Source organism: Prochlorococcus sp. MIT2308 (assembly GCF_059772345.1).
Genome location: NZ_CM186283.1, coordinates 1,585,168 through 1,611,874, shown reverse-complemented (window position 1 = coordinate 1,611,874; position 26,707 = coordinate 1,585,168). Strand labels below are relative to the sequence as shown.

25 protein-coding genes are annotated in these 26,707 nt (G+C 36.1%); 19 read left to right on the top strand and 6 right to left on the bottom strand.

Annotated elements, in window-relative coordinates; genetic code table 11:
* Positions 1-7 precede the first annotated feature (7 nt).
* A complete protein-coding gene (locus tag AC6EIW_RS09205) occupies positions 8-289 on the top strand; it encodes a P-II family nitrogen regulator (protein ID WP_498520348.1) in 282 nt (93 codons plus the stop codon).
* A gap of 23 nt (positions 290-312) precedes the next feature.
* On the opposite strand, the gene AC6EIW_RS09200 is transcribed toward AC6EIW_RS09205, so the two are convergent.
* A complete protein-coding gene (locus tag AC6EIW_RS09200) occupies positions 313-1,269 on the bottom strand; it encodes an NAD(P)/FAD-dependent oxidoreductase (protein ID WP_498520347.1) in 957 nt (318 codons plus the stop codon).
* Between the two features lie 271 nt (positions 1,270-1,540).
* Between AC6EIW_RS09200 and AC6EIW_RS09195 the strand changes: the two genes are divergently transcribed.
* Both AC6EIW_RS09195 and AC6EIW_RS09190 read left to right on the top strand, forming a co-directional pair.
* Positions 1,541-1,852, top strand: a complete 312-nt coding sequence (locus AC6EIW_RS09195; RefSeq protein WP_498520346.1) for a hypothetical protein — start codon at positions 1,541-1,543, stop codon at positions 1,850-1,852.
* Entirely contained in the window at positions 1,849-3,528 is a 1,680-nt protein-coding gene (locus AC6EIW_RS09190) for an ABC1 kinase family protein (RefSeq protein ID WP_498520345.1), read from the top strand. Before AC6EIW_RS09195 ends, AC6EIW_RS09190 begins: the two co-directional genes overlap by 4 nt.
* Before the next feature lie 6 nt (positions 3,529-3,534).
* On the opposite strand, the gene eno is transcribed toward AC6EIW_RS09190, so the two are convergent.
* Positions 3,535-4,836, bottom strand: coding sequence for a phosphopyruvate hydratase (eno, locus tag AC6EIW_RS09185; protein WP_498520344.1), 1,302 nt, complete (start codon positions 4,834-4,836; stop codon positions 3,535-3,537).
* A gap of 185 nt (positions 4,837-5,021) precedes the next feature.
* On the opposite strand from eno, the gene AC6EIW_RS09180 reads away from it, so the two are divergent.
* The 10 genes from AC6EIW_RS09180 (at position 5,022) to AC6EIW_RS09135 (ending at position 14,160) form a co-directional block, all read left to right on the top strand.
* Entirely contained in the window at positions 5,022-7,787 is a 2,766-nt protein-coding gene (locus AC6EIW_RS09180; RefSeq protein ID WP_498520343.1) for an ATP-dependent Clp protease ATP-binding subunit, read from the top strand.
* 72 nt (positions 7,788-7,859) lie between these two features.
* Positions 7,860-8,102 carry a preprotein translocase subunit SecE gene (gene secE, locus AC6EIW_RS09175; RefSeq protein ID WP_498462091.1) on the top strand — a complete coding sequence of 81 codons (243 nt, stop codon included), beginning with the start codon at positions 7,860-7,862 and terminating at the stop codon, positions 8,100-8,102.
* A 102-nt stretch (positions 8,103-8,204) separates the two neighbouring features.
* Positions 8,205-8,813 (top strand): transcription termination/antitermination protein NusG, encoded by a 609-nt coding sequence (gene nusG / locus AC6EIW_RS09170; RefSeq protein WP_498463481.1) that lies wholly within the window; start codon positions 8,205-8,207, stop codon positions 8,811-8,813.
* 102 nt (positions 8,814-8,915) lie between these two features.
* A complete protein-coding gene (rplK, locus tag AC6EIW_RS09165) occupies positions 8,916-9,341 on the top strand; it encodes a 50S ribosomal protein L11 (protein ID WP_269604350.1) in 426 nt (141 codons plus the stop codon).
* Positions 9,342-9,410: 69 nt separating this feature from the next.
* Positions 9,411-10,118: a 50S ribosomal protein L1 gene (gene rplA, locus AC6EIW_RS09160; RefSeq protein ID WP_498462089.1), complete on the top strand. Its 708-nt coding sequence runs from the start codon at positions 9,411-9,413 to the stop codon at positions 10,116-10,118.
* Positions 10,119-10,340: 222 nt separating this feature from the next.
* Positions 10,341-10,868: a 50S ribosomal protein L10 gene (gene rplJ / locus AC6EIW_RS09155; RefSeq protein WP_498520342.1), complete on the top strand. Its 528-nt coding sequence runs from the start codon at positions 10,341-10,343 to the stop codon at positions 10,866-10,868.
* 52 nt (positions 10,869-10,920) lie between these two features.
* Positions 10,921-11,316, top strand: a complete 396-nt coding sequence (gene rplL, locus AC6EIW_RS09150; RefSeq protein ID WP_498520341.1) for a 50S ribosomal protein L7/L12 — start codon at positions 10,921-10,923, stop codon at positions 11,314-11,316.
* A gap of 69 nt (positions 11,317-11,385) precedes the next feature.
* Positions 11,386-11,871, top strand: coding sequence for a ribonuclease HI (gene rnhA, locus AC6EIW_RS09145; protein WP_498506631.1), 486 nt, complete (start codon positions 11,386-11,388; stop codon positions 11,869-11,871).
* Positions 11,858-13,018: a quinone-dependent dihydroorotate dehydrogenase gene (locus AC6EIW_RS09140; RefSeq protein WP_498520340.1), complete on the top strand. Its 1,161-nt coding sequence runs from the start codon at positions 11,858-11,860 to the stop codon at positions 13,016-13,018. The genes rnhA and AC6EIW_RS09140 overlap by 14 nt, the downstream gene beginning before the upstream one ends.
* A 59-nt stretch (positions 13,019-13,077) precedes the next feature.
* Entirely contained in the window at positions 13,078-14,160 is a 1,083-nt protein-coding gene (locus AC6EIW_RS09135) for a pyridoxal phosphate-dependent aminotransferase (protein ID WP_498521641.1), read from the top strand.
* On the opposite strand, the gene AC6EIW_RS09130 is transcribed toward AC6EIW_RS09135, so the two are convergent.
* The gene (locus AC6EIW_RS09130) at positions 14,153-15,211 is read right to left on the bottom strand and encodes a UDP-N-acetylglucosamine--N-acetylmuramyl-(pentapeptide) pyrophosphoryl-undecaprenol N-acetylglucosamine transferase (protein ID WP_498520339.1); all 1,059 of its coding nucleotides are present in this window, start codon (positions 15,209-15,211) and stop codon (positions 14,153-14,155) included. The genes AC6EIW_RS09135 and AC6EIW_RS09130 overlap by 8 nt on opposite strands.
* A gap of 109 nt (positions 15,212-15,320) precedes the next feature.
* Here AC6EIW_RS09130 and AC6EIW_RS09125 point away from each other — a divergent pair, with 109 nt between their 5' ends.
* Complete coding sequence (locus AC6EIW_RS09125; protein ID WP_498520338.1) at positions 15,321-15,986, top strand: DUF8623 domain-containing protein; 666 nt, start codon at positions 15,321-15,323, stop codon at positions 15,984-15,986.
* A gap of 39 nt (positions 15,987-16,025) precedes the next feature.
* On the opposite strand, the gene AC6EIW_RS09120 is transcribed toward AC6EIW_RS09125, so the two are convergent.
* On the bottom strand, positions 16,026-17,231 hold the full coding sequence (locus tag AC6EIW_RS09120; protein WP_498520337.1) for a phosphoglycerate kinase: 1,206 nt from the start codon (positions 17,229-17,231) through the stop codon (positions 16,026-16,028).
* A 477-nt stretch (positions 17,232-17,708) separates the two neighbouring features.
* Here AC6EIW_RS09120 and ylqF point away from each other — a divergent pair, with 477 nt between their 5' ends.
* Positions 17,709-18,572: a ribosome biogenesis GTPase YlqF gene (gene ylqF, locus AC6EIW_RS09115; protein ID WP_498520336.1), complete on the top strand. Its 864-nt coding sequence runs from the start codon at positions 17,709-17,711 to the stop codon at positions 18,570-18,572.
* Positions 18,572-19,552, top strand: coding sequence for an RluA family pseudouridine synthase (locus AC6EIW_RS09110; protein WP_498520335.1), 981 nt, complete (start codon positions 18,572-18,574; stop codon positions 19,550-19,552). Before ylqF ends, AC6EIW_RS09110 begins: the two co-directional genes overlap by 1 nt.
* On the opposite strand, the gene AC6EIW_RS09105 is transcribed toward AC6EIW_RS09110, so the two are convergent.
* Positions 19,536-21,140, bottom strand: coding sequence for an ABC transporter ATP-binding protein (locus AC6EIW_RS09105; RefSeq protein WP_498520334.1), 1,605 nt, complete (start codon positions 21,138-21,140; stop codon positions 19,536-19,538). The two genes, AC6EIW_RS09110 and AC6EIW_RS09105, sit on opposite strands and share 17 nt — an antisense overlap.
* Before the next feature lie 55 nt (positions 21,141-21,195).
* Between AC6EIW_RS09105 and AC6EIW_RS09100 the strand changes: the two genes are divergently transcribed.
* Positions 21,196-23,532, top strand: a complete 2,337-nt coding sequence (locus AC6EIW_RS09100) for a RelA/SpoT family protein (protein WP_498520333.1) — start codon at positions 21,196-21,198, stop codon at positions 23,530-23,532.
* A 53-nt stretch (positions 23,533-23,585) separates the two neighbouring features.
* Here the strand turns inward: AC6EIW_RS09100 and AC6EIW_RS09095 are convergent, their stop codons facing one another.
* Positions 23,586-24,041, bottom strand: coding sequence for a DUF2062 domain-containing protein (locus AC6EIW_RS09095; RefSeq protein ID WP_498520332.1), 456 nt, complete (start codon positions 24,039-24,041; stop codon positions 23,586-23,588).
* Between the two features lie 71 nt (positions 24,042-24,112).
* Between AC6EIW_RS09095 and mnmE the strand changes: the two genes are divergently transcribed.
* Together mnmE and nadC are read left to right on the top strand one after the other, a co-directional pair.
* Positions 24,113-25,507 carry a tRNA uridine-5-carboxymethylaminomethyl(34) synthesis GTPase MnmE gene (mnmE, locus tag AC6EIW_RS09090; RefSeq protein WP_498520331.1) on the top strand — a complete coding sequence of 465 codons (1,395 nt, stop codon included), beginning with the start codon at positions 24,113-24,115 and terminating at the stop codon, positions 25,505-25,507.
* Between the two features lie 302 nt (positions 25,508-25,809).
* Positions 25,810-26,673 carry a carboxylating nicotinate-nucleotide diphosphorylase gene (gene nadC, locus AC6EIW_RS09085; protein ID WP_498520330.1) on the top strand — a complete coding sequence of 288 codons (864 nt, stop codon included), beginning with the start codon at positions 25,810-25,812 and terminating at the stop codon, positions 26,671-26,673.
* Positions 26,674-26,707: the final 34 nt, after the last annotated feature.

Genomic DNA, 26,707 nt, shown 5'->3' with positions numbered 1-26,707 from the left:
AAATATCATGAAAAGACTAGACTTAATTTTTAGTGAAAGAGAATTAAATGATGTTCTATCAGCATTAGAAAAAGCTGAAGTTCCTGGTTATACCGTTATGAAACATGCAACTGGAAGGGGGCCAGAAAGAATCGTCACTGAAGATATGGAATTCACAGGATTTGGGGCAAATGCACACGTAATTATTTTTTGCGAGCAAGAGATAATAGATAAAATACGAGAAAATATAAAATCTGTGCTTAGTTACTATGGAGGTGTGGCCTATGTTTCAGAGGCAACACCTCTTTAAAAAATACTTCTTGTTTGATTAAGTTAGGCGTGAACCCAATCAACACGTATTGATTTACGACTATTTAAATATCTATCTATTGCCATAGCAGCAATACATCCATCCGAGGCTGCAACAACAGCTTGCTTAAAAGGAGTATTTCTAATATCCCCAATTGCCCAAACCCCTTCGACTGTTGTCGACATAAAGTCATCAACCAAAACTCCTCCGTCCTCCTTAAACGCGACCTGTTCACCTAGAAAGTCAGTAATAGGCTTTGAACCGCTCATATACACAAAAACTCCTTCAAGAGCTATATCTTGATTAGAATCAATTGAACGATTTTTAACCTTAATACCTGTCACCCCAGAATCATTACCTTCAATTAGCATTAACCTCGTCTTACTCCAATGTTTCACATTTGGTTTTGATAACAGATCTTGTGCATGATGATCGTCTGATTTTGGATCATTGGATGTTATCCAATGAACTTTAGAGGCAAATTTTGTAAGAACATTTGCCTCTTCAATTGCCTCTTTATTAGTACCAACAACGGCGACTTCACGATCTCTATAAAAAGCTCCATCACAAGTCGCGCAATAACTCACACCTCTACCAAGGAATTCCGCCTCCCCTTTAAATGATGCTGGTCTTCCCATTGCACCACTCGCAACTACAAGTGCCTTTGCTTTAAAAGTTCCCTCTGGGGTGTAAATCGTTTTCCAGTCACCAGTAGCATCAATTCCAAAAACTTGAGCTCTGCGATAATCAGCCCCGTACTGAGTAGCTTGATCTCTCATCAATTTCAAAAGGGCCTCTCCGCTCATTTCACTAGAAACACCTGGATAATTGGCAATTTGATGTGTTATTGCTAGCGCACCTACATCAGGATTCTTATCGAGAATTACTGTTTTCAAGTCTGCACGGGAAGTGTAAAGCGCACAACTGCAACCAGCAGGCCCACCACCAACTATGACAACATCAGTTTCAATGGTTTCCAATGGAAAATCTCTTAGTTAGGTTTTGATCTCTCGAGAAGAGAAAAGGATGTTTTGAAATCACTTGGGTTAACAGATTAGACTTTACCCCAAATCAAATCAAATCAAATGTTTGTACTCTTCAACTCTAATGAAAATATTCTTAGTTGAGTGATAACAAACAATCTTCTAAATAGATTTAATTGATTAAGAGCAAATCTGCATATAGCCAGTTTCAATCTGAAGACACAAAAAACCCTGGATCTTCTAAAGTGAAAGCTGATTAATTAGATCATTGAGCGACTCAGAAATACTGCTAAAAGCAGCCATAAACCGAATAGCAGCTCGGATAACGAAGAAAGTGATCCATTCTGCCCAAGAATTCACCGAAATTGCTGAGGAATTGCCACAAATACTCCAAAATGAATGGGATAGCTTTAAAGAAGAGGTTATAGAAGAATCTGAACGTTTAGGGAAAAAACCTAATTCATCAAAAGAGAAAAGTTCTAGGGAAGAGTTAAGTAAAGAAGATTTAATTCAAATTAAAATAGATAATATAAGATCAAAGGTTATTGACATCAACAAAGATATTGAGGGAAAAAATTGATATTTCTAGTTAGTCAACTTCAAAGATTTAGAAGAGCCATTAGAATTTGGATAATATTATTGGGATTACTTTTCTATTTATGGTTTGATTCAAAAAAATGGACTTATTTAAATGGTTATACCGCCACAAGAAGAAATAGAAGAAATACTTCAAGAGCAAAATGGCTTACGAAAGAATTAGTTAATCTGGGATCAGCATTTATAAAATTAGGACAACTTTTATCTGCAAGAGCTGATGTTATCCCATCGGAATGGGTAAAAGAACTTACATCTTTACAAGATAGAGTTCCACCTTTTGAATTTGAAAAAGTTCAAAGTATTTTAAAAGATCAACTTGGAAATTCATACAAAAAAATCATAAGTATTGATCAAATTCCAATTGGCTCAGCATCGCTTGCTCAAGTTCATAAAGCTAGGTTAATTGATGATAAAAATGTTATTTTCAAAGTCCAAAGACCCGATATAGAAAAGTTTTTCAGGCTTGATTTAGATGTAATGAATCAAGTAGCCAAATTAGTTCAAAGAATAAAGTCCCTAAGTCGAGGTAATGACTGGATAGGGATTGCAAAGGAGTCGAAGAGAGTATTGCTAAGAGAACTTGATTTTCGTATTGAAGCCCAATATGCAGCAAGATTTAAACAACAATTTATAGATGACCCAGATATTTTAATTCCAAGTGTATTTTGGGATTTAAGCACCAGTAAGGTTTTGTGCTTGGAGTATTTATCAGGAATTAAGATTAATGACATTCAATCTCTAAAGAGTAATGACATTGATACTGCTTCAATCGCAAAGATTGGAGCTACAAGTTATTTAAAACAATTAGTTAATTATGGTTTTTTTCATGCAGATCCTCATCCAGGCAATTTAGCTGTTTCTTTGGGAGGTTCTCTTATTTATTATGATTTTGGGATGATGGGTTTTGTCTCTGAGCGTATTAGAGGCAGACTAAATTCTATGATCAAAGCCGCAGCGCTTAGAGATGTTAGTGGACTTGTCAAAGAGCTTCAAATAGCTGGCTTAATAGAAAAAGATATCGAAATAGGTCCAGTTAGAAGGTTAATAAGAATAATGTTAAATGAAGCTCTTACACCTCCCTTTGACTCTCAAATTATAGAAAAGCTCTCTGGGGATTTATCTGAACTAGCTTATGGGAAACCCTTTAGAATACCCATTGAGTTGATTTTTGTTTTTCGAGCGTTATCAACTTTTGAAGGAGTTGGAAGATATTTAGACCCCGAATTTAACTTAATAGCCATAGCAAAACCATTTCTTCTCCCTCTAATGACTTCAAAAAATTCAGATTCTAATGACTTATTTAATGAATTAGGAAGACAAGTCACTGAAATAGGGAGTAAAGCTGTTGGATTACCAAAACGCTTAGATGAAAATCTAGAGAAACTAGAGCAAGGGGACTTGCAACTTCAAGTGCGAATGGGTGAATCAGATAGGCAACTCAGAAGAATAATTTATGCTCAACATCAATTGGGTAATTCTGTTCTCCTTGGCTCACTTGCAATATCATCTGCTTTACTAGCTTCAACTAATAGACCTTTTCTATTACTCATACCAGCAACGATTGGATTTCCGATAGCTCTAAGTTGGATTAAATTAAAATTTAAGATAAGAAGCGAAAGTCGTTTAGATAGTTTCCAAGGAAATAAAGGCCTTAAATAGTCATAATCAAATCTTAGATCTTCCTCTTGGTCCCAAGCCTACAAGTCCGGCATATGTAGCTTGACTACCTAACTCATCCTCAATGCGAAGTAATTGATTATATTTCGCGACTCTTTCACTCCTACTTAATGAACCTGTTTTAATTTGACCTGATTTAGTTGCTACTGACAAATCAGCAATAGTTGTATCTTCAGTTTCTCCGCTTCTATGACTTATTACAGTTGTATAATTCGATCTTGAGGCAAGCTCTATAGCTTCAAGTGTTTCAGTCAGAGAACCTATTTGATTAACCTTGATTAAAATTGAATTTGCAATATTGTCATCAATGCCTTTTTGTAAACGAAGTGTGTTGGTGACAAATAAATCATCTCCAACTAATTGCACACTTTTGCCAAGCTTTTCCGTAAGCAAGCTCCAGCCATCCCAATCATCTTCAGCCAATCCATCTTCAATAGAAATGATTGGAAATGAATTAACTAACCCAGCCAATTCCTCAACCATTTGCTCGCTGGAATATGAATTTCCTCCATAAATATATTTTCCCTCCTTATAAAACTCTGTACTTGCGACATCCAATGCTAAAGAGATTTGCTCCCCTGGTCTAAATCCAGCATGTTCAATTGCTTGCATTAAAAGGTCGCCTGCTGCTTTATTACTTTCAAGATTCGGAGCAAATCCTCCTTCATCGCCTACAGCAGTTGACAAACCTTTTTGGCTCAATAAATCTTTAAGCGTGTGAAAAACCTCAGCTCCCATTCTTAAGGCTTCTCTGAAGCTTTCAGCACCATGAGGAACCAACATAAATTCCTGAAAATCTAAATTATTTGCAGCATGTTCTCCTCCATTGATGACGTTCATCAATGGCACTGGCAATAAAGATGACATTGGTCCACCTAAATACCTGTATAAAGGTAACCCCAAACCTTTAGCTGCTGCTCTTGCTGTAGCCATGCTGACAGCGAGAATTGAATTTGCACCAAGATTTGATTTGTTTTCTGTATCATCAAGTTGTTTCATTACAGAATCAACTGTGGCTTGATCTAAAGCAGAAAGGCCACATAAAGCAGGAGCAATAGTTTCTTCTATGTGACCAACGGCCTTAATAACTCCTTTACCCAGATAACGTTTTCCACCATCTCTTAATTCATGAGCCTCATGGGCTCCAGTACTGGCGCCACTTGGAACAATCGAACGTCCAATAGCTCCTCCTTCTAAAAGCACTTCAGCTTCTACCGTTGGATTACCACGAGAATCCAAAACTTCTCGGGCCATAATGGTATCAATAACTAGTTCTAGAGATTCAGCCACAAATTTAAGATGAATTTAGATCTTATGAACTACATTATTCCCATATGTTCCTGAATTGCTAATCTAGCTTGCTTTCCAAGACCTAATCAATCAAATTTGTCTTAACAAGAAATAAACGTATCGATAAAAAGGTCTCAATCAAAATTTAGAAGGCAAATGACCAATTTCAATCAAATTAATCGAAAATGAATGGTAGTCTCACAACAGAACCAGATTCTTTTAGCGATGAAGCTTGGAGTCTTTTACTAATAGCTGAACAATCGGCCAAAAGATGGCGCCATCAGAACTTAGATGTTGAACATCTTATTCAAGTTCTTTTTAGAAACAAAAAATTCGAAAAATATACAAATTCCCTACCTGTTAATCATAGAGAAATAAATCAAATTTTAGATAACTTTATTGCTGAACTTCCAATAAACAATCAATCAGACTTATTTGTTGGAGAAGATTTAGAAATTCTTCTTGAAACAGCTGATGAATTTCGCTCTAGATGGGGATCCAATCAAATAGAGATATCTCATATCCTTATCGCACTTGGTAGAGACAATCGCTTAGGAGAAGATCTTTTTTATCAAGCAGGCCTGCCTAGTGAACTTCTTGAAGCAGAGTTGAGACGACTACCAGCACCAAAATCATTTAAACAATCAAAAAGAAATACAACTCAACAAAAAAACTATAGACCACACAAAAATTCCAGGCCGTCTGTATCTCCCCAAAAAAATTCAAAAAATACTGCCCCAGAGTCACTTGCTCCTATCAGCAATAAGGAGATCACATCAAAAGAAGAACCTTTAAAACTTCATGAAACGCCAAGTGCATTGGATTTATACTGCAAAGACCTTACAGCCGAAGCTGAAGACGGGAAATTAGACCCTGTGATCGGCAGAGAGTCGGAGATCAAAGCAATTACAAAAGTTTTATCTAGAAGAGGCAAAAACAATCCAGTACTTATTGGTGCTCCAGGTGTGGGGAAAACAGCAGTAGCAGAATTATTAGCACAAAAAATAATAGCCAACGAACTTCCTGAATCTCTTCAAGGTTTAAGACTGATTTCACTTGATATCGGTGCATTAATAGCTGGAGCTAAATTCCGAGGGCAATTTGAAGAACGATTTAGATCATTGTTAAGTGAAATCAGCAACAGCGAAAAAGGAGTGATTCTATTTATTGATGAATTACACTCAATTGTAAGCAAAGACAGATCAAATACTGATGCTGGCAGTTTATTAAAACCATTATTAGCCAGCGGAGACTTACGTTGTATTGGTGCAACTACTCCGGACAATTATAGACGCACGATTGAAAAAGACCTAGCTCTTGATAGACGATTTCAACAAGTATCAATCAAAGAACCAAGTCTAGATTTAAGCTTGGAAATCCTAAAAGGACTTAGAGAAAATTATGAGTCTCATCACGGAGTGACTATTACTGAAGAAGCCCTAATTACAGCAAATCGTTTATCTCATAGATATATAAGTGACAGATGCCTACCTGATAAAGCTATTGACTTGATTGACGAGGCTTCAGCTCAGGTGAAAATCGAATCTGCATCAAAACCAAAAATCATAGAAGAGAAAGAATCTCAAGTTATTGATATAGAGTCTTCAATCAAAAGTGCAAACAAAGAGACAACATTAGAAACCATACATAATCTTGAAGAACAGAAAGAATTTCTACTCTGTGAAATAGCCCAGATCAAACAAAAATGGCAAGATCAAATCGAGAAATCAGCGGAACTACAAGAACTAAAAGTAAGAGCTGAAGAACTAAAAAATTTAATAAGAGAAGCGGAAATCTCCGGTGATATTGAAGAAGCAGAAAGACTTAGCTATGAACAACTTTTTAAAATCAAAGAACGCATTAAAGAAATAGAAGCTTGCATTCAAAAAGATAATGAATATGGAAATTCTTTGCTAAGAGATCAAGTTAACCCAGAGGATGTAGCTGATGTTGTCTCAAGATGGACAGGGATTCCTGTTAGCAAAGTTTTATCAGGTGAGAGACAAAAGCTTTTACAGTTAGAACAAGAATTAGAAAAAAAAGTTATCGGTCAATTAAAAGCTGTTCAAGCAGTTTCAGCAGCAATTCGTAGAGCAAGAGCTGGGATGCAGGACATAAGAAGGCCTATAGGATCCTTTCTTTTTCTGGGCCCTACAGGTGTTGGAAAAACTGAACTAGCTAAATCACTTGCAAATTCATTATTTGATGAAGAGGACGCTTTATTGAGACTTGATATGAGCGAATATATGGAGAGAAATGCTGTTTCAAGGCTCTTAGGTGCACCACCTGGATACGTAGGTTATGAAGAAGGTGGGCAATTAACAGAAGCAATTAGAAAAAGACCTTATGCAGTTTTACTCCTTGATGAGATAGAAAAAGCTCATCCAGAAGTTTTTAATATCCTTTTACAGGTTTTAGATGATGGAAGACTCACCGATTCTCAAGGTCGAACAGTAGATTTTAGAAACACAGTTATTGTTATGACGAGCAATCTTGCTAGCCAGGCAATCTTAAATAATTCACTTCAAGTACGAAGTGAAAGTTCAAATAAAAATATTCTTGCAGAAGAATTAGATCAAAAAATCAATGAGGCACTAACAAAACATTTTCGACCAGAATTTTTGAACCGCATCGATGAAGTAATAAGATTTAGTCCACTTAAGCCTGAGAGTTTAGAACAAATTGTGCGCCTTCAACTTGAAGAACTCAAGAAGCTTCTCAAGCTCCAAGGTTTAGATCTTTATGTTGACGAAAACACCATTAAGACTCTTGCTAATGAAGGCTATGAACCTGAATACGGAGCTAGACCACTAAGAAGAGTAATCCGAAAGAGATTAGAAAACCCACTGGCAACACAAATTTTAGAGGAAGCTTTTGAAGATGCGAAAACAATAAGGGTTAAGATTAAAGATGATGAGTCAAAAAAACTTCTTTTTTTAATAGATAACTAATCCATCAAACATAAGTTAATCTAGGTTCATAGCAATTTTTTTCAAAAGTACCTTCCTTTTAATCTTCCCAAAGTGACCAGTCCAACCTCTAAAGAGGATCAAGAAAAGGTAATTCCTAAACAACAGGAAAAAACTGCCTTAAAAAAAAGTTTTTTATCCTCTACAATTGATGAAATGAAATTAGTTGTATGGCCCTCACGCCAACAACTTTTCAGTGAATCTGTTGCTGTGATTTTAATGGTCACTCTATCAGCAGTATCAATCGCAGCTGTAAGCCGTTTTTATGGATGGGCCTCTACTCAGATATTTCGCTGAGTTCACTCATCTAAATTTCTAAACCTCTCACAATTTTTTCCAGTGTCAGATATTGAAACCACTCCTAATAAAGATTCAAAAATAATCGATAGATCAGAGAACATTGAGGATGATCAATCACATTTTCCCAACCAAACGATAAAGACAAATATTGCACGTTGGTACGCAATTCAAGTTGCCTCCAGTTGCGAAAAGAAAGTAAAAGCGACACTTGAACAAAGAGCAATCACTCTTGGTGTTAGTGACAGAATAATAGAGATCGAAATCCCTCAAACACCTGCAGTTAAGCTAAAGAAAGATGGTAGTAGGCAGACCACAGAAGAGAAGGTATTTCCTGGATATGTGCTTGTTCGTATGGTGTTAGATGAAGACACAATGATGGCGGTAAGGAGTACTCCTAATGTAATTAATTTTGTTGGTGCAGAAGATCGAAGAGCTACTGGTAAAGCACGAGGTCATATCAAACCACGTCCTCTTAGCAGGCAAGAGGTTAATAGAATTTTTAAACGAGCAGCTGAGAAGAAAACTGTTGTCAAGTTGGATGTAGAAGAAGGTGATCAGATTGTTGTCACTTCAGGACCTTTTAAAGATTTCCAAGGAGAAGTAATTGAAGTTTCTGGAGAAAGAAACAAACTAAAGGCACTATTATCAATCTTCGGAAGAGAGACTCCTGTTGAACTTGAATTTTCTCAAATAACCAAACAAAATTGATTTTTAATTTCCTTTTGCTGTCTGGTCAGTCTAGGAGTTAAGTTTATTAGATAATTTATCTGATTCGTTTCAGGTTTTCCGCATTAGTTCAATCCTCAGCCGATGGCAAAGAAAGTAGTAGCCCTGATCAAGTTGGCCTTACAGGCTGGCAAAGCTAACCCAGCACCCCCAGTTGGGCCTGCGCTTGGTCAACATGGGGTAAATATTATGGCGTTTTGTAAGGAATACAATTCGCGCACCCAAGACAAAGCTGGCTTTGTTATTCCTGTAGAAATATCAGTTTTCGAAGATAGAAGTTTTACTTTCATAACAAAAACCCCTCCTGCTTCTGTTCTAATAACTAAAGCCGCAGGCATTGCAAAAGGTTCAGGCGAGTCAGCGAAAGGAACTGCCGGTTCTATTAGTAAAAGTCAACTGGAAGAAATTGCTAAAACAAAACTTCCAGATCTCAATTGCAGCAGCATCGAATCAGCGATGAAAGTTATTGAGGGGACAGCCAAAAATATGGGGGTTTCCATAAAGGACTAATAAAATCGTAAAATCATCCAACGTTCTCTTGAAGGGGGAGACGAAAAGTCGATTGGACCCCAATTTATTATGAAAAATTTTTCAAAAAGAATGACAACGTTACTTTCCAAAGTGGAAGAACGTACATACTCTCCCATTGAAGCAATAAAGCTAGTCAAGGAGAATGCAAATGCAAAATTTGATGAGACTATAGAAGCTCACATAAGGCTAGGCATAGATCCGAAATATACTGATCAGCAACTTAGAACAACAGTTGCCTTGCCAAGTGGTACCGGTCAGAACATCAGGATAGCGGTAGTGACACGCGGTGAAAAAGTTTCTGAGGCGACGAAAGCAGGCGCTGATCTTGCTGGGGAGGAAGATTTAGTTGATTCAATCAACAAAGGAGAAATGGACTTCGATCTGCTAATTTCTACTCCGGATATGATGCCCAAGGTTGCAAAACTTGGAAGAGTGCTTGGACCAAGAGGACTTATGCCTAATCCAAAAGCAGGAACAGTTACAACTGATTTAGTAGGAGCTATTAAAGAATTTAAAGCAGGAAAGCTTGAATTCAGAGCAGACAAAGCAGGCATTGTGCATGTCCGATTTGGTAAAGCGAGTTTTTCGGAAGATGCTCTTCTTGAAAATTTGAAGACATTGCAATTAACAATAGATAAAAATAAACCTAGCGGAGCAAAAGGAAAATTCTGGAGAAGCTTTTTTATTACATCCACAATGGGGCCATCGGTAGAAGTAGATATCAACGAATTACAAGACTTGCAGAAAGAAAAGTGACCCTTTTTGTTGTAAATTAACCGAGTGGTTTAACCACGAGGGCATGCGCCCAGCCAAAGACAGCAGGTCTGATTTTATTAAACCTTTGTTTTAATAGAATTTATAATCCCAGCCGAGGCATACGCAGGGTTTTATCTTTTGGATTGAATCGTAAGCGGCCTCGATTCCCCAAGGGGAATATGGCCGTATGTCCAGTCCTTCCCCCGATTCGATCCAATTATTATGGGCCGCACGCTGGAAAGCAAAAAACAGATCGTGGAAACGATAGAGGGTCTACTGGATAACTCTGAAATGGCTCTAGTTCTTGATTACAAGGGCTTATCCACAAAAGAGATGTCTGACTTGCGCTCAAGATTGCAAAAAAGCGATGGCATCTGCAAGGTCACTAAAAACACCTTGATGCGTCAAGCCATAAAAGGAAAAGATTCCTGGACTGGTTTGGAGTCATTGCTTACTGGTACTAACGCCTTTGTTTTAATCAAAGGAGATGTTGGGAGTGCTGTTAAAGCTGTACAAGCATTTCAAAAGGAAACTCAAAAATCTGAGACTAAAGGAGGTCTTTTCGAAGGCAAACTTTTATCTCAAGATGAGATCAAAGCGATTGCAAAACTTCCTAGCAAGGAAGCACTTATGGCGCAAATTGCTGGTGCAATGAATTCCATAACAAGCAAAATCGCTATTGGTATAAATGAGGTCCCATCTGGACTTGCAAGGTCTCTTAAACAACATTCTGAGAGCGGCGAGAGCTGATACTCATTGTTAAACAATTTGTTTTCTACTTACTTAGTTGCTGATTTAAAACATGTCTGCAAAAACCGATGAAATCTTAGATTCATTAAAAAGCCTCTCTTTGCTTGAAGCTTCAGAGCTTGTCAAGCAAATAGAAGAAGCTTTTGGTGTATCTGCTGCCGCATCTGCTGGCGTTGTCATGGCAGCTCCAGGAGCTGCTGCTGTTGGCGATGGTGGTGAGGCTGCCGAAGAAAAAACTGAATTTGAGGTAGTTTTAGAAAGCTTTGAAGCTTCATCTAAAATCAAAGTCCTCAAAGAAGTCCGCAATGCCACAGGTTTAGGCCTTGGCGAAGCAAAAGCCCTAGTTGAAGCGGCTCCAAAGGCAATCAAAGAAGGAGCGACAAAAGAAGATGCTGAGGCGCTAAAGAAAGCAATTGAGGCTGTTGGTGGGAAAGTAACTTTAAAATAAATATTGTTACTGGATAAACACCAGTTTTCTGCTTATATGAAACCGGTCTAATCAGACCGGTTTTTTTTTATGACAACTGAAGAAAAATTTGCGATTTCTGCAGCAACTGATGGTGCATGTAGTGGGAATCCAGGTCCCGGTGGCTGGGGAGTATTAATTAGATTCCAAGATGGAAGCGAAGTTGAATTCGGTGGATATAGCCCTGATACAACAAATAATCGAATGGAATTGCAAGCTGCATTATTTGTTCTGGAAAAATTAAAAGAAATAAAATTTCACCCCTCGATAACCATTAAAACTGATAGCAAATATTTAATTGATGGGATGGGAAAATGGATGTCAAACTGGAAAAAGAGAGGCTGGAAAACAGCCTCGGGCAAACCAGTTCTCAATCAAGACTTATGGAAAGCTCTTGATGATCCTTCGCTACCAAAAATCAAACTTCAATATGTCAAAGGTCATAGTGGAGAAAAAGATAATGATAGAGTCGATGCTATTGCGGTAGCTTTTTCTAAAGGTCGAAAAATACAACTAAAAGATTTTGTCAAAAAATAAAAAAAGCGACTTATACAATATTCTGCTTGGCCAGCTTCTATCTCAGGACGAGGGTGTTGATGCGGAAATTCTTACTAATTCAGCTCTTAATGCAATTAAATTAGCCTCATTAAATAGAAATTTCCCAATAATTTCTAACATCCTTAAAAAAGCATCGAGTGGTCTTCAAAGAAACAATTCCAGCTTAAATCAATTTATTTTTGGCTCTCAATTTAAAAACCCTTTAGGACTTGCTGCAGGATTTGATAAGAATGGGGTAGGAGCAGGTCTTTGGAACTATTTTGGATTTGGTTTCGCCGAATTAGGAACAATTACTTGGCATCCCCAAAAAGGCAATCCAAAACCGAGACTTTTCAGAATTGCTAAAGAAAAAGCTGCACTGAATCGAATGGGATTCAATAATGAAGGAGCAGAGAATTTTTTAAAAACTTTAGAAAAGCAAAAACTCCCTGAGCCCGGGAATAGACCCTGTGTCCTAGGAATAAATTTAGGAAAGTCAAAAATCACAACGCTTGATGACGCTCCAAAAGACTATTCTCGATCCCTAACCCTGTTGGCTCCATTAGCAGACTATGCAGTAATCAACGTTAGTTCGCCAAATACCCCAGGTCTTCGTTCACTACAAGGAACAAAACAAATAAAAAAATTAATAAGAACTCTTAGAAAGGTATCGAATTGTCCGCCTTTGCTTGTAAAAATTTCACCAGATCTTTCCAATGAAGCAATTGATGAAATTGCCAAAGTTGCTATTGAAAATGGAATTGATGGAATCATTGCAATCAATACAAGCTTAAATCGATTTAATTTAAAAAAACTAACAATCAAAACTGGAAATACTTTAGAGCGAGAAAGTGGAGGATTAAGTGGACTTCCCTTACAAAAAAGAGGACTTGAAGTTATGAAGAGGCTTAGAAGAAGTACTAATAATGATTTACCGCTGATTGGCGTGGGTGGAATTGACTCAGCAAAAGCGGCATGGGAGAGAATTACAGCTGGAGCATCACTAGTTCAAATTTATACTGGTTGGATATTTGAGGGGCCAAATTTAGTTCCTGATATTTTAGATGGATTAACATTGCAAATGGAAAAGCACGGATTCAAAAATATTAAAGATGCAATCGGTTCAGAAGAACCTTGGAAATATTAGACAAATGAATTCAGCAAATGATTATGAGTGAAACTGGACATGATATTGTCTCAAATATAATGAAAATAGACTTTGATAATCATGGAGGTAATATTGAAAAAGAAGCAAGAAAGTTAGGACTTTCAACAAAAAATATCATTGATGCAAGTGCATCAATCGTACCGTTTAAATTACCTAAAAAATTAAATAATTATCTAATTAATAGTATAAAGAATGGATCTATTAAATCTTACCCTGATAGAAGTTATTTCGAAGTCAAAAATGCTATTTCAAAATGGCATAATATTGATCCTTCTATGATTTTACCTGGAAATGGAGCCTCTGAATTATTTACTTGGGCAGCAAGAGATGCAAGCTTGTATGGCCTAAGTTCTTTACCTTCGCCTGGGTTTGGAGACTATAAAAGAGCTTTAAAATGTTGGAATGCTCCCTATATTCATAACCCTTTACCCTTATCTTGGACTAATAGAAATCCTCAATCATTTCCAATTAAACCAAAAGCCCAAGTATTGTGGATCACAAATCCGCACAATCCAACTGGGCAATTATGGAGTCGTGCATCTATAGAAAGTATATTAACTAATTATAAACTGGTTATTTGCGATGAAGCATTTATTTCTCTTGTACCTGGAGGTGAAAATCAATCAATAATTGACTTAACTAATAAACACAAGAACCTTATAGTGATAAGGAGTCTCACTAAATTTATAGGTATAGCTGGATTAAGGGTTGGATATGCCGTAACTAATGCAGATAGATTATTACAATGGAAGGAGATAAGAGATCCTTGGCCCGTTAATACGCTAGCTATAAATGCAACTAAAATGATAATGAAAGATTCGAAGATGCATAAAAAAAGATTAAATAAGATCCATAAGTGGGTAGACAAAGAAGGGAAGTGGTTATTTGAAAATTTATCAACCTTTTCTACTATTAAGCCTTTGCCTTCAACTACTAATTTTCAGTTAATTAAAAGTGATAATTCTATATTAAATCTTCTTGAGAATTTAAAAAAAAGAGGAATTTTATTAAGAGATTGTAGATCATTTACAAATTTAGGTGAAAATTGGATAAGAATAAGTTTTCAAAAAAGAACACAAAATATTCAAATTATTAATACATTAAAAGATTACATTAACTAATCAAATTTATAATATCAAACAACTTATTTTTCGAATTAATGCAATTGTAATTATTCATATTTAATTTCATTTTACTGAGAGAATCAGAGTCTAGCAGATTAGATAAAGTATTTTTCAAAATAGCCTTTTCTGGATCATGTTGATTAACTATTACAGCACCTCCATATCTAGCCATATAAGCAGCATTTAACTCTTGATGTTGATCGGCAGAAGCTGGAAAAGGTATTAAAATAGATGGGGTCTTAGTTGCCATTAATTCACAAATTGCACCAGATCCTGCTCTACTTATTGCAAGATCAGCATTTCGCAGTAAGGCCGATATTTCATTACTGAATTGTCTTACAACCAAATTAGCGTGCGTATTAACCTTATCTAAATTTTTGTAGAAACAATCGTTGTGACCAGTCAGATGAACAACTCTACAACCTTTCTCAAGCAACCAAGGCAAGATATTCCTAACCATCTCATTCATTTTTATTGCTCCTTGACTACCTCCCATAACCACAATCAATAAACCATCTCCGATCGGCACCCAATGGGGAAGAGATTGATCTAAAAAAAATTCTGACCTTACAGGCGTTCCAGTAAAACTTGTTTTACATCCTTGCAAATACTCCGATGCCGATGGGATGCCTAGCGCCACATGGTCACAAAACCTACCCAATAGCCTAGTTACTTTTCCAGGGATAGCATTAGATTCATGCAAAATGATGGGAATGCCAGTTATTTTCGCTCCGAGAATACTTGGAGCAGATATATACCCACCAGTAGTAAAAATAACGTTAATCTTTTTTTGACGTAATAGAATAGAAACTTGGATAGAAGAAAGGAGTAATTTACAAATTTCAAACATTTTTCTAAAAATATTTCCTTGTAATCCTCCAACTTTTAGCTTGATTAGATTGTATTTTTTGGGAACCAGGTCAATCTCTAGCCTATTTGGCACACCTAGCCACTCAATTTCCCAAGAATTTGAGAGTGAATCAGCGAAAGACAATGCAGGATAAATATGCCCACCTGTTCCGCTTGCAGCAATTAAAAGGCGAGGCATAAATTAAATAACCTTATTCATGAAGGCTAGGTTATATTGAGTAAAAAAGGTAGGCGTGCGACATTCACTCATAGTGAAATCAATAATATTTTTATTGCTACATCCCCTAATGATCAATTCTGCTTTAAGTAAAACTATGGATAAGCAGTTGCTAAGTAATAAATTGGAGGAAATTCTTAACCTGAATAATGATGATTTACTAAGAGATTTATTTCTAAAAAAATCATTCAATGAATTTAATAAGCGCTACAAAGCTTTTCAGGAAAAATATAAAGATGCAAAATGGTCAATTCAACAAGTTAGAAATGAAACAAATAAGTCATTACTAAATGTCAAAATAATATCTACAAGAGAAATTAATAATCAAATTTATAATCTCAATTCTAAACAGACTGTTGAATTAGAGACCTACAACAATAAAATCAAAGGATATAAAGTTATTAAAGAAGAATCAATTTTGAATAGTCAAAAGTCACCTTTAATTATAAAAATTATATCTCCAGACAAAGTTTTTACTGGTCAGAAATACGAAATAAATTTAGTCATTGAAAATCCATTAGGCAATGCATTAACTGCTAGTGGAATTATCTTACTTAAAAACGAAGATAATATTAATTTATCCAATGATATCTTTGGGATTAAGCCTAATCAATCAGGTGGTTTATTTAAATATATCCAAGCCCCCTTAAATCCTGGCTCTCAAACTTTTTCAGCAATCATTACTCATCCTGAAGGTATTTATTCAGTAACAAAAAAAATAGAAGTAGGTCTATAAAAACCTACTTCTAAAAATCATAAAGCCAGATTCAAATTCTTAAGCATCATCCAGAGCAGAAACTCCAGGAAGAACTTTCCCTTCCAAAAGTTCAAGACTGGCTCCACCTCCAGTAGATATATGAGACATATTTTTAGCTAAACCTGCTTTCTCAACTGCTGCTACTGAATCTCCACCTCCAATAATTGTGCAGCATCCTTGGGAACTTAAATCAGCCAACGTATTAGCTATTGAATTGGTTCCATTAGCAAATTTCTCAAATTCAAAGACACCCATCGGTCCGTTCCAAATCACAGTTTTGCAATCTTTCAAGGCGTTCTGAAAAAGTTCAATTGATTCTGAACCAATATCCAATCCCATCCAGCCTTCACTAATAGAATCTATTCTTGAAACTTTACTGTTTGCATTAGGAGAAAAATCATCAGCCAATACAACATCACTTGGTAACAGGAACTCAACTCCTTTATCTCTCGCTTTCTTCTCCAAAGCACTTGCCAAATCTAGCTTGTCTTCCTCTACAAGACTGTTACCAACAGATAATCCTCTGGCTTTATAAAAAGTAAATATCATCCCTCCACCAACGATTATCTTGTCACATTTATCAATTAAAGATTCCAAAACACCTATTTTACTGCTTACTTTAGAACCGCCAACTATTGCAGCCAATGGTCTTTGAGGTTGATCTATCGCTCCTTGAAGGTACTTCAATTCTTTTTCCATTAAATAACCAGCGACACAAGGACTCAGGAACTTTGTAACTCCCTCAGTTGAAGCATGAGCACGGTGAGCGGCACCAAAAGCATCGTTTACATAAACTTCTGCCAAAGAAGCTAATTCTCTAGCAAATTCTCCATCGTTTTTTTCTTCACCAGCAATAAATCGAACATTTTCCAAAAGAACAACATCGCCATTAGACATCGCATCTACTTTTGACTTAGCTTCAGCTCCTATACAACTTTCTGTTTTTACAACTGTTTTACCAAGCAATTCACTCAGTCTTTGAGCAACAGCTGTCAAACGCATTGTTTCATTAACCTCTCCCTTTGGCCTACCAAAATGAGCAGAAAGAATAACTCTTGCACTCTTCTCAAGAAGGTCATTAATAGTTGGTAAAGCAGCACGAATTCTTGTGTCATCAGTTATCTGCCCCTCATCTCCTAATGGGACATTAAAATCAACTCTCACTAAAACACGTTTGCCGCATAAGTCTTCAGCGCCGAGACTTGACAGGGAACGCTTAGACATAATTTATAGGATTCAGAAAGGAAACTGAGTGACCATAGCTCTTGAAAGGCACCAATTGGGTAATTACTAAGACACAGAAAAAATCTACCTAAACCCTTGAGGAACCAAAAACGATATTTTAAATATTAAAAGCCTTTATTGAAAATAATTAATTACCCCTCAAACAACTGCAGTTACTAGAGAAATAATCTTACAGCAATAAGTTTGGAAATCAATTTTTTTTAAACACGCAATAAGAGAGATGTTTTTTTTCAATGGCTTGTTATTAAATATTGTAATTCTATCAATCTAGATTGATCAATAAAATTGATTTCCCGTCAGGATGTTTAGAATAAATCAATTATTATTATTAACTTACGTAATCATTTCAGATGATACGTTGAACTTAGAAATTTCAAAAATACCCACCCAAAATAGATAAAATTAACTTTTTTAATTTCGAGATAAATCAATTTCAACCAAATTCTTTTAATTTCCGTGAACAAGCAGCTTATACAATGGTACCCAGGTCATATTGCAAAAGCAGAAAAACAATTAAAGGACCATCTGAATAAAGTTGATCTAGTTTTCGAAGTGCGAGACGCAAGGATTCCTCTCTCAACTTCTCATCCATATCTTCAAAAATGGTTAAAAGGTAAGAAGCAAATATTAGTTATTAATAGAAAAGACATGATCAATATCGATGCCTATAAAGCTTGGGATAAAAAATTAAGGTCAGAAGGGAAAGTCCCATGGTGGTGTGATGCAAAAGCTGGAACAGGCGTTCTTCAAATAAAACAAGCTGCCATTCGTGCTGGGCAAGAGTTAAATCAAAGACGTCTCGATCGTGGGATGAAAAATCGTGCAATTAGAGTACTAACTCTTGGTTTCCCAAATGTTGGAAAATCTGCTCTCATTAACAGATTAGTTAAAAAAAAAGTTGTCTCTAGTTCAAGAAAGCCAGGTGTAACTAGAAGTTTGAGATGGGTAAGATTGGGACAAGATCTGGATCTATTGGATGCTCCTGGAGTTCTTCCACCAAGATTTGAAGATCAAAGTGCCGCATTAAAGCTGGCCATATGTGATGATATCGGTCAAGCCGCATACGATACGGAACAAGTAGCCATTAACTTTATGAAACTTCTTGAGACATTAGCAAACAAGAAAGAAGCCGGAATTAAGCCAATGTGTCTTCAAAATAGATATGGAATATTTATCAATGAAGTCATTAAAGATAAATCTTTATGGCTACTTTCTGCAGCAAAACGTCACACTTCCGGAGATACTAGAAGAATGTCTCAAAGACTACTTGATGATTTTCGTAAAAATTTATTGGGAAATATTTCTCTTGAACTCCCCTAATGGATAAAGAAATCAAGCTTGAATTTGGGCAAGGTCCAGGCGAATTATTCGAGAGTAAATACCAAAAGCCATTACCTATGAGGCTAGATAGATGGTTGGTCAGTCAAAGATCTGAACAAAGTAGAGCTCATATTCAGAAATTTATCGAAGCTGGTTTTGCAAGAGTTAACGGTAAAACTGGGAAAGCAAAAACGCCAGTTAGGCCAGGCGACGTAATTCAACTTTGGGTTCCACCACCGGAACCTCTTCCTTACTTAAAACCAGAAGACATTGATTTAGACATCCTATACGAAGATGATCATTTAATAGTCATCAATAAAGCAGCAGGGATAGCAGTACATCCTGCACCAGGTAATAAATCTGGAACTTTAGTCAATGGATTAATCAATCATTGTCCAGACTTACCTGGAATCGGAGGCAAATTAAGGCCTGGAATAGTTCATCGCTTAGATAAAGACACAACTGGGTGCATTGTCGTAGCAAAGTCTCAAGAAGCTTTAGTAAAACTTCAAATTCAAATACAAAAAAGAGTGGCCGCAAGACATTATATTGCTGTTGTACATGGAGCCATTAAAGAGACTGGAGGAGTGGTTGTCGGATGTATTGGTCGACATCCAAAAGATAGAAAAAAATATGCTGTAGTTAATGAAGAATCAGGTAGATATGCTTGCACACATTGGAAGTTAATTGAAAACCTAGGAAATTTTTCTCTTCTTAAGTTCAAACTTGATACAGGTAGAACTCATCAAATTCGTGTTCACAGTGCACACATAGGTCACCCCATTATTGGAGACCAAACTTATAGTAGATGTAAAAAATTACCCATTAATCTTAGCGGCCAAGCATTACATGCAATTGAATTAGGTTTGATACACCCAATAACACTAAAGAGAATGAAATTCACAGCTCCATTACCGCAAGATTTTGAGAAACTTTTAAAAGTATTAAAGTCAAACAATAATATTATTTCGGCAATCTAGGGCAAGACTTAACCATCTTTTGTGTCAGGTATTGTTGAGGATTATCCAACAAATTTTTACCAGAATTCTCTTCAATAATTTTTCCTTTATCAAATACTAATACTCTATGGCAAAAGCCTGCTGCAACTGATAAGTCATGAGTTATAAATAACATGGACAATTTTAATTTTTCTTGTAAAGAACGAAGTAACTCTAAAACTTCTGCTTGGATTTCTGCATCTAACATACTGACGCTTTCATCACAGATAAGTATTTTAGGGTTAAGTGCCAGTGCTCTTGCAATAACTACTCTTTGCTGTTGTCCCCCTGAAAGTTGAGAAGGTAAACGTTGTTCATACATTTCTGTGGGGTTTAAACCTACAAGGCCTAAAAGATGACGAGCTTTCTCTCTCGCTTGAGATCTAGTTAACAACTTGTGGATAAGAATAGGATCTATAATTGCATCGAGTACCGACATCTTAGGGTTCAAAGCAGTAGCAGGATCTTGAAAAATAATTTGAATAAATTTACGTAATTGTCTCAAAGATTTCTTATTGTAATTTGAAATATTAGATCCAAGGAAAGAAATACTTCCACCTCTTGTAGGCAATAAACCAGTCAAAGCTCTACATAGAGTGCTCTTACCACATCCTGATGGACCCACTACGCCAAGAGTTTCACCTTCATGAAGAGAAAAGGTAACTTCATTAACAGCTTTAAGCCAAAAAGTATTGAAGGGCCAAAAGCCTATATTATGCCAACATCGTAATCTATTTACTCTCAATAATACAGTCCTTTTATTCATTATTTCTCTCGCAGAGCCTTCTAATATTCTGCATGAATCAACTAACCTTTGAGCAATATGAGTTTTTGGATTAGAAATTATCTCCTTAATATTTCCAGATTCAACTATTTTCCCATAATCAAGTATTGCAATTTTATTACACCATTTATATGCCATAGATAAATCATGACTAATTAATAGTAAAGCAGTCCCAATTTCATCGCAAAGAAAACTCAATTCACCCATGATCTGGTCAGCAACTATTGTATCCAAGCTAGTTGTAGGCTCATCGGCAATTATCAAAGGAGGTCTTAAAGAAATTGCCAAAGCAATTGCCACCCGTTGTCGCATCCCCCCACTAAATTCATGAGGATAAGAATTAAATCTCAAAGGATCTATTCCAACTTTATCTAGTAAGCTTTTAGTCTTATTTACTAAAGTATTATTTGTTGCAGACTTATCATGAGCTCTAAAAGTATCAACCAAATGATCGCCAACAGTCATTAAGGGATTTAAACGTGAGATTGGATCCTGAAATATCAATCCAACCTCTGTTCCTCGAATAGTTTGCAAAGAAACCTTATCTTGCTCCAATACATTTTTCCCATTTAAAAAAACCTCACCCTTACAAATACATCCAGCAGGAAGAAGCTGCATTACAGCTTTTGCAACAGTACTTTTCCCACAACCTGATCTACCAACTAATGCAAGCCTATCCCCACGATTCATATTCAGATCTAGTCCGTTTAATACGAACTTAGAACTATTTGGATAGATAGCATTTAGTTTATTTATCTTTAAAACTTCGTTTGATGAATTATTCATAAAAAGGTAGCAAGAAATGTTGAGCGTGAATAAGATAAATTAAGCGCCGGTGCTGATGTCTAAAGTCACCTCTGCACGCAATTCAACCCAGACCAATGTTGTCTGTGATGAATTTTTTGATGGCAAGCCGCAACTCAGAACTCGTCAGATTAAAAATATTGATGATTACGAAATTATTTTGCCAGAGTGGTTAAAAAATTGCATTAGAAATATTCCACCTGGGATAGGAGCAAGTTGCCCAAGAGATTCTGAAGCTTTATTAGTTGCTGCTTTTGATCTTGCATTTCAATTACATAAAGGTCAATTCAGAAAAAGTGGGGAGCCTTACATAACACATCCAGTTGCAGTTGCAGACTTACTTAGAGAGATAGGTGCAAGCGCTAGCGTAATTGCAGCAGGTTTTTTACATGACGTCGTCGAAGATACAGATATAACCCCAGAACAACTCGAGGAGTATTTTGGGAGTGAGGTTAGATATCTAGTAGAAGGAGTTACTAAATTAGGAGGAATCCATTTTAATAATCGCACAGAAGCTCAAGCAGAAAACCTACGTAAAATGTTTCTAGCTATGGCTAGCGATATTCGAGTAGTACTAGTGAAGCTTGCAGATAGGCTACACAATATGCGTACTATTAGTTACCTAGGGAAAGAAAAACAAACTCGAATAGCGAAAGAAACAAGAGAAATTTATGCTCCACTCGCTAATCGTTTAGGAATAGGAGGTTTTAAATGGGAACTGGAGGACTTGGCATTTAAACTTTTAGAGCCAGATCCCTTCCGAGAAATTCAACAACAAATAGCTAGTAAACGTAGTGAAAGAGAAGAGAGATTAAATACAACTGTTCAATTACTCAAAGATCGTTTGAACTCAGCAGGACTTAATCAATGTGAAGTTAGTGGAAGGCCAAAACATTTATATGGAATTTGGAGCAAAATGCAAAGGCAACAAAAAGAATTTCATGAAATTTTTGATGTTGCTGCTCTAAGAATTCTTGTCTCAGATGTCGAGACATGTTATCGAGCTCTTGCTGTTGTCCATGACACATTCAGACCAATACCCGGGCGTTTTAAAGACTATATAGGCCTCCCAAAACCAAATGGATACCAGTCGCTACATACAGCAGTAATTGGCAAACACAGACCTATTGAAGTGCAAATCAGGACTCCAGAAATGCATAGGGTTTCAGAATTTGGAATTGCCGCTCACTGGAAGTACAAAGAAGGAGGATCTCCTGCCAATCCTGATTCAGAAAAGTTTAATTGGTTGCGTCAATTAGTTGAATGGCAACAAGAAGATGGCGTAAATGATCATAATGACTATCTTGCATCAATTAAAGAAGATTTATTTGATGAAGAAGTGTTTGTTTTTACTCCAAAAGGAGATGTCTTGGGATTAAGGAATGGTTCAACCGCAATCGATTTCGCCTATCGGATTCATTCTGAAGTAGGGAATCATTGTAATGGTGCGAGAATCAATGATCGTTTGTGTGTGCTATCTACACCTCTAGAAAATGGAGATTTTGTTGAGATCCTTACTCACAAGAGTTCCCATCCAAGCTTGGATTGGTTAAACTATGTAGCCACACCCACAGCTAGAAATCGTATCAGGCAATGGTATAAAAAAAGTCATCGTCAAGAAACAATTTTAAGAGGGAAAGAACTACTAGAACAAGAATTTGGTCGTAAAGGGATTGATAATCTACTAAAAGGTGAAGCGATCACAAAAGTTGCTGAAAGATGTAATCTAAAGTCCACGGAGGATTTATTAGCTGCACTTGGATTTGGGGCCTTAACCCTACATCAAGTAATAAATAGGTTTAGAGAAGAGATAAAAATTCAAAACCAACTACCTGAGAATGAATTAAGTGATATCGAGATAGCAAACCAAATTGGATCACAAACAAATCAAGTTTCCAACAAAACAAAAACATCTCAAACCAAATATTCGCCCATACTTGGCCTGGAAGGGCTTGACTACAGACTAGGTGGATGTTGCAGCCCTTTACCAGGAGAATCCATACTTGGAACAGTTGCACTTGGGAATCATGGGATAACTATACATCGAACTAATTGTGTCAACATACAATCAGTTCCTGATAATAGAAGACTTTCAGTAAAGTGGAATAACAATACATGCATCAAAGAAAAAAAATTTCCTATTCAATTAAGAATTGAAGTTATTGATAGAGTCGGAGTGCTTAAAGATATATTAATGAGACTCTCTGATAGAGGCATTAATGTAATAGATGCCAGAGTTAAGACATCTCAAGGTAAACCAGCATGTATAGATTTAAGAGTTGAACTAGAAAGCGTTAATCAATTAGAAATCACTATCAATCAAATACGTTCGATGGTAGATGTCTTAGATATCGCTAGAACAGGAATCAATTAACATTTTTATGAATTAGATGAATTGCTAAAAAAGAGCATCACAAAGATATAAATTTATATTTTATCAGAAAGTTTTTTGAGTAAATAATATGAGCCGAGCCCACCAATAACTCCAGTCAAAAGGCCCATACATATCGAGCCAATTAATAATCGAGAACTTAGGTACCAACCTTGAGACCACAACTGATTAGTAGTTATATGGCTAAAATCTACTATATTTTTATCTTTGTTAATTATTAGAGAACCTATTCTATAATTAAAATAATATAAAGGCACATAAGTCAATGGGTTGCTAATCCAAGTCCCAACAGCTGCAAAAACACTATTCCCCTTGAAAATTTTTGCTAAAAATACTCCCATCAAAGTTTGCAAACCAAAGAATGGAAAGCAACCACTAAATATCCCCACACCCAACCCTAGTGCTCTCTGTGAGGGAGAACCTTCCTGCTTCCAGAGCCAAGAAATAAGTTTACGAATTCTATGTATTAGATTTAGAAAGATTTTTCTCATATTTTAAAAATCTTGATCATAAAAAAGAAAACTAGATTTTATTTTAGTGAAGATTGCATGATTATTGCTTCATGAATTCGTTTTCCCCTACTGAAGAGACAATTGCTGCAATTGCGACTGCCGTTTCTCCCGGCCAGGGAAGCATCGCTGTCATTAGGATCTCTGGCCCCACAGCAATTGAGATAACTAAGACTATTGTTCATATTCCTGGAAAGCATGATTGGAGAACTCACCAAGTGCTTTACGGACATGTAACCGAATTAAATCAAAAAATATATATCGATGAAGTACTCGTATTAATAATGAAAGGGCCACGAAGCTTTACAGGTGAAGATGTAGTAGAAATCCATTGCCATGGTGGAATCATTTCAGTCCAGAGGATCCTGGAAAGAGTACTTGACAATAAAAACGTTCGAAGAGCAGAGCCAGGTGAGTTTAGCCAAAGAGCAGTACTAAATGGTCGTATAAGCCTTACTCAAGCAGAATCAATTAGCGAATTAGTGTCAGCAAGAAGCCGAAAGGCTGCAGAACTCGCGATTAATGGAATTGAAGGAAATATTCAAACTACGATCCAATCAATCAGGAAAAGACTGATAGAGCAACTAACTGAAATTGAAGCAAGAATAGATTTTGAAGAGGATCTTCCAAAGTTAGATGAAGAAAATGTAAAAAATGAAATTTTTGCAATTAGAAAAGATCTCAACGAACTAATTGATAATGCTATAAGAGGATGCTGGGTTCGCACTGGTTTAAAAATTGCATTAACTGGGAAGCCTAATGTAGGGAAAAGCTCCTTAATGAATAGGCTTTCTAAGCAAGAAAAAGCCATTGTTACTGACCTACCTGGAACGACAAGAGATCTTTTGGAAAGTGAAATAGTATTGGAGGGAATACCAGTAACTTTTATTGATACAGCAGGTCTAAGAGAAACTGAAAATACCATAGAGAGAATTGGTATTTCAAGAACTAAAAAGACTTTGGTTCAAGCTGATCTAATAATATTGATCTATGATTATTCAAATGGATGGACTAATGAGGATGAAATAATACTAAAACAATTACCTACAAATATTCCACTCTTAATTGCTGGAAATAAATCTGATTTAAAGAAGAATAATCCTTTTGAAAAAATTCCCAAATATCTATCAGGAAAAGAGAATTTAGTGATCATAAGTGCAAAAACGGGCAATGGGGAAGACGATTTAATTAATTATCTACTAAAAATGTGTGGTTCGTCTCTAACGCATGGTTTAAACATTGCTCTAAATGAAAGACAACTTGATCTGGCAAAGTCAACGATGGAATCACTAAAAAATATTGATAAGGTTTTTGATGAAAAGCTCCCATGGGATTTCTGGACGATTGATTTAAGAGAAGCTATTAATTATTTAGGTGAATTAACAGGCGATGATTTAACAGAGAGTTTACTTGATAATATATTTTCAAAATTCTGTATTGGGAAGTAATCAAGCAATTTGTATCTACTAGGTATTGTCGATTGTAAAAATATAATATAAGTAATAGCAAACCCCTCCAATCAATAGAGCCACCATAATGTTCACACTATGAACAACGTCCACTTTCTAAAAATATTCTAAACTAAATTAATTAAAGCATATCTAACATATCTCCAAGAAAAATTATTACAAAACTTCTTTAGCTTGGAAGTAATATAGATAAAAATAAATAGATGAAATTAAAAAATAGGAAAAGATATTTCTATAAATGGTTTTAGCATTGGTATAGTAATAAATGTATTTGTTGTATTGTGGATCTTCGCTCACCAAAGCTAAATAAAATATTAGATACCTGGATTGAGGAAGATCTCGGTGATGGAGATCTCACAAGATTTGTCCTCAAAAACAGAAGTGCATCAGCTCATTGGGTAGCAAAAGAAGCAGGAACTTTTTGTGGTGGAGATCTTGTCAAACTAATATTTAAAAAAATTGATCCCCAAGTTGATATTCAACTACTCATCAAAGATGGTGAACAATTTAATAAGGATCAAAGGCTCATAGAGTTAAGAGGGTCTTCTTCATCATTAGTAGCAGGAGAGCGAATAACTCTAAATGTAGCCATGCATCTTTCAGGTATTGCTACATCGACAGCTTTACTGGTAAGTAAACTCTCAGGATCTAATGTGAGATTGGCAGACACCCGGAAAACTACTCCAGGGCTGAGAATCTTCGAAAAATATGCTTTTCATTGTGGTGGCGGAATAAACCATAGACTTGGATTAGATGATGCTGCAATGTTGAAAGAAAACCATATTGAATGGTCTCAAGGGATTAGTGAGAGTATCACAATCTTAAAAAAGACTATTCCATGGACAAAAAAAATAATAGTGGAGGCAGAAACTCCCGCCCAAGCGAAAGAAGCGGTAGAGGCTGGTGCTGATGGAGTCTTACTTGATGAAATGTCTATTCAAACTATTGAGAAATTAGTTCCAGAATTACGTCAACTTTCAAAGAAAACTTATTCCAAGCACGTCTCACATAATATTGTTATTGAAGTTTCTGGAATTAATCCAAAAAATTTATCAGACTATGTTTTTACAGGTATCGATCTAATATCAACTAGCGCGCCAATCACCAAAAGCAAATGGATAGATTTCAGTATGCGCTTTGACTAAAACAATGAATAAACTATTTTCTGACAATTTGAAA

What these genes read in the sequence shown, in the direction of transcription:
- AC6EIW_RS09205 (WP_498520348.1), top strand. Translation starts at nt 8, where the DNA reads ATGAAAAGACTAGACTTAATTTTTAGTGAAAGAGAATTAAATGATGTT.
- AC6EIW_RS09180 (WP_498520343.1), top strand. Translation starts at nt 5,022, where the DNA reads ATGAATGGTAGTCTCACAACAGAACCAGATTCTTTTAGCGATGAAGCT.
- rplK (WP_269604350.1), top strand. Translation starts at nt 8,916, where the DNA reads ATGGCAAAGAAAGTAGTAGCCCTGATCAAGTTGGCCTTACAGGCTGGC.
- rplA (WP_498462089.1), top strand. Translation starts at nt 9,411, where the DNA reads ATGAAAAATTTTTCAAAAAGAATGACAACGTTACTTTCCAAAGTGGAA.
- rplJ (WP_498520342.1), top strand. Translation starts at nt 10,341, where the DNA reads ATGGGCCGCACGCTGGAAAGCAAAAAACAGATCGTGGAAACGATAGAG.
- rplL (WP_498520341.1), top strand. Translation starts at nt 10,921, where the DNA reads ATGTCTGCAAAAACCGATGAAATCTTAGATTCATTAAAAAGCCTCTCT.
- rnhA (WP_498506631.1), top strand. Translation starts at nt 11,386, where the DNA reads ATGACAACTGAAGAAAAATTTGCGATTTCTGCAGCAACTGATGGTGCA.
- AC6EIW_RS09135 (WP_498521641.1), top strand. Translation starts at nt 13,078, where the DNA reads ATGAAAATAGACTTTGATAATCATGGAGGTAATATTGAAAAAGAAGCA.
- AC6EIW_RS09130 (WP_498520339.1), bottom strand. Translation starts at nt 15,211, where the DNA reads ATGCCTCGCCTTTTAATTGCTGCAAGCGGAACAGGTGGGCATATTTAT.
- AC6EIW_RS09125 (WP_498520338.1), top strand. Translation starts at nt 15,321, where the DNA reads ATGATCAATTCTGCTTTAAGTAAAACTATGGATAAGCAGTTGCTAAGT.
- AC6EIW_RS09120 (WP_498520337.1), bottom strand. Translation starts at nt 17,231, where the DNA reads ATGTCTAAGCGTTCCCTGTCAAGTCTCGGCGCTGAAGACTTATGCGGC.
- AC6EIW_RS09110 (WP_498520335.1), top strand. Translation starts at nt 18,572, where the DNA reads ATGGATAAAGAAATCAAGCTTGAATTTGGGCAAGGTCCAGGCGAATTA.
- AC6EIW_RS09105 (WP_498520334.1), bottom strand. Translation starts at nt 21,140, where the DNA reads ATGAATAATTCATCAAACGAAGTTTTAAAGATAAATAAACTAAATGCT.
- AC6EIW_RS09100 (WP_498520333.1), top strand. Translation starts at nt 21,196, where the DNA reads ATGTCTAAAGTCACCTCTGCACGCAATTCAACCCAGACCAATGTTGTC.
- AC6EIW_RS09095 (WP_498520332.1), bottom strand. Translation starts at nt 24,041, where the DNA reads ATGAGAAAAATCTTTCTAAATCTAATACATAGAATTCGTAAACTTATT.
- mnmE (WP_498520331.1), top strand. Translation starts at nt 24,113, where the DNA reads ATGAATTCGTTTTCCCCTACTGAAGAGACAATTGCTGCAATTGCGACT.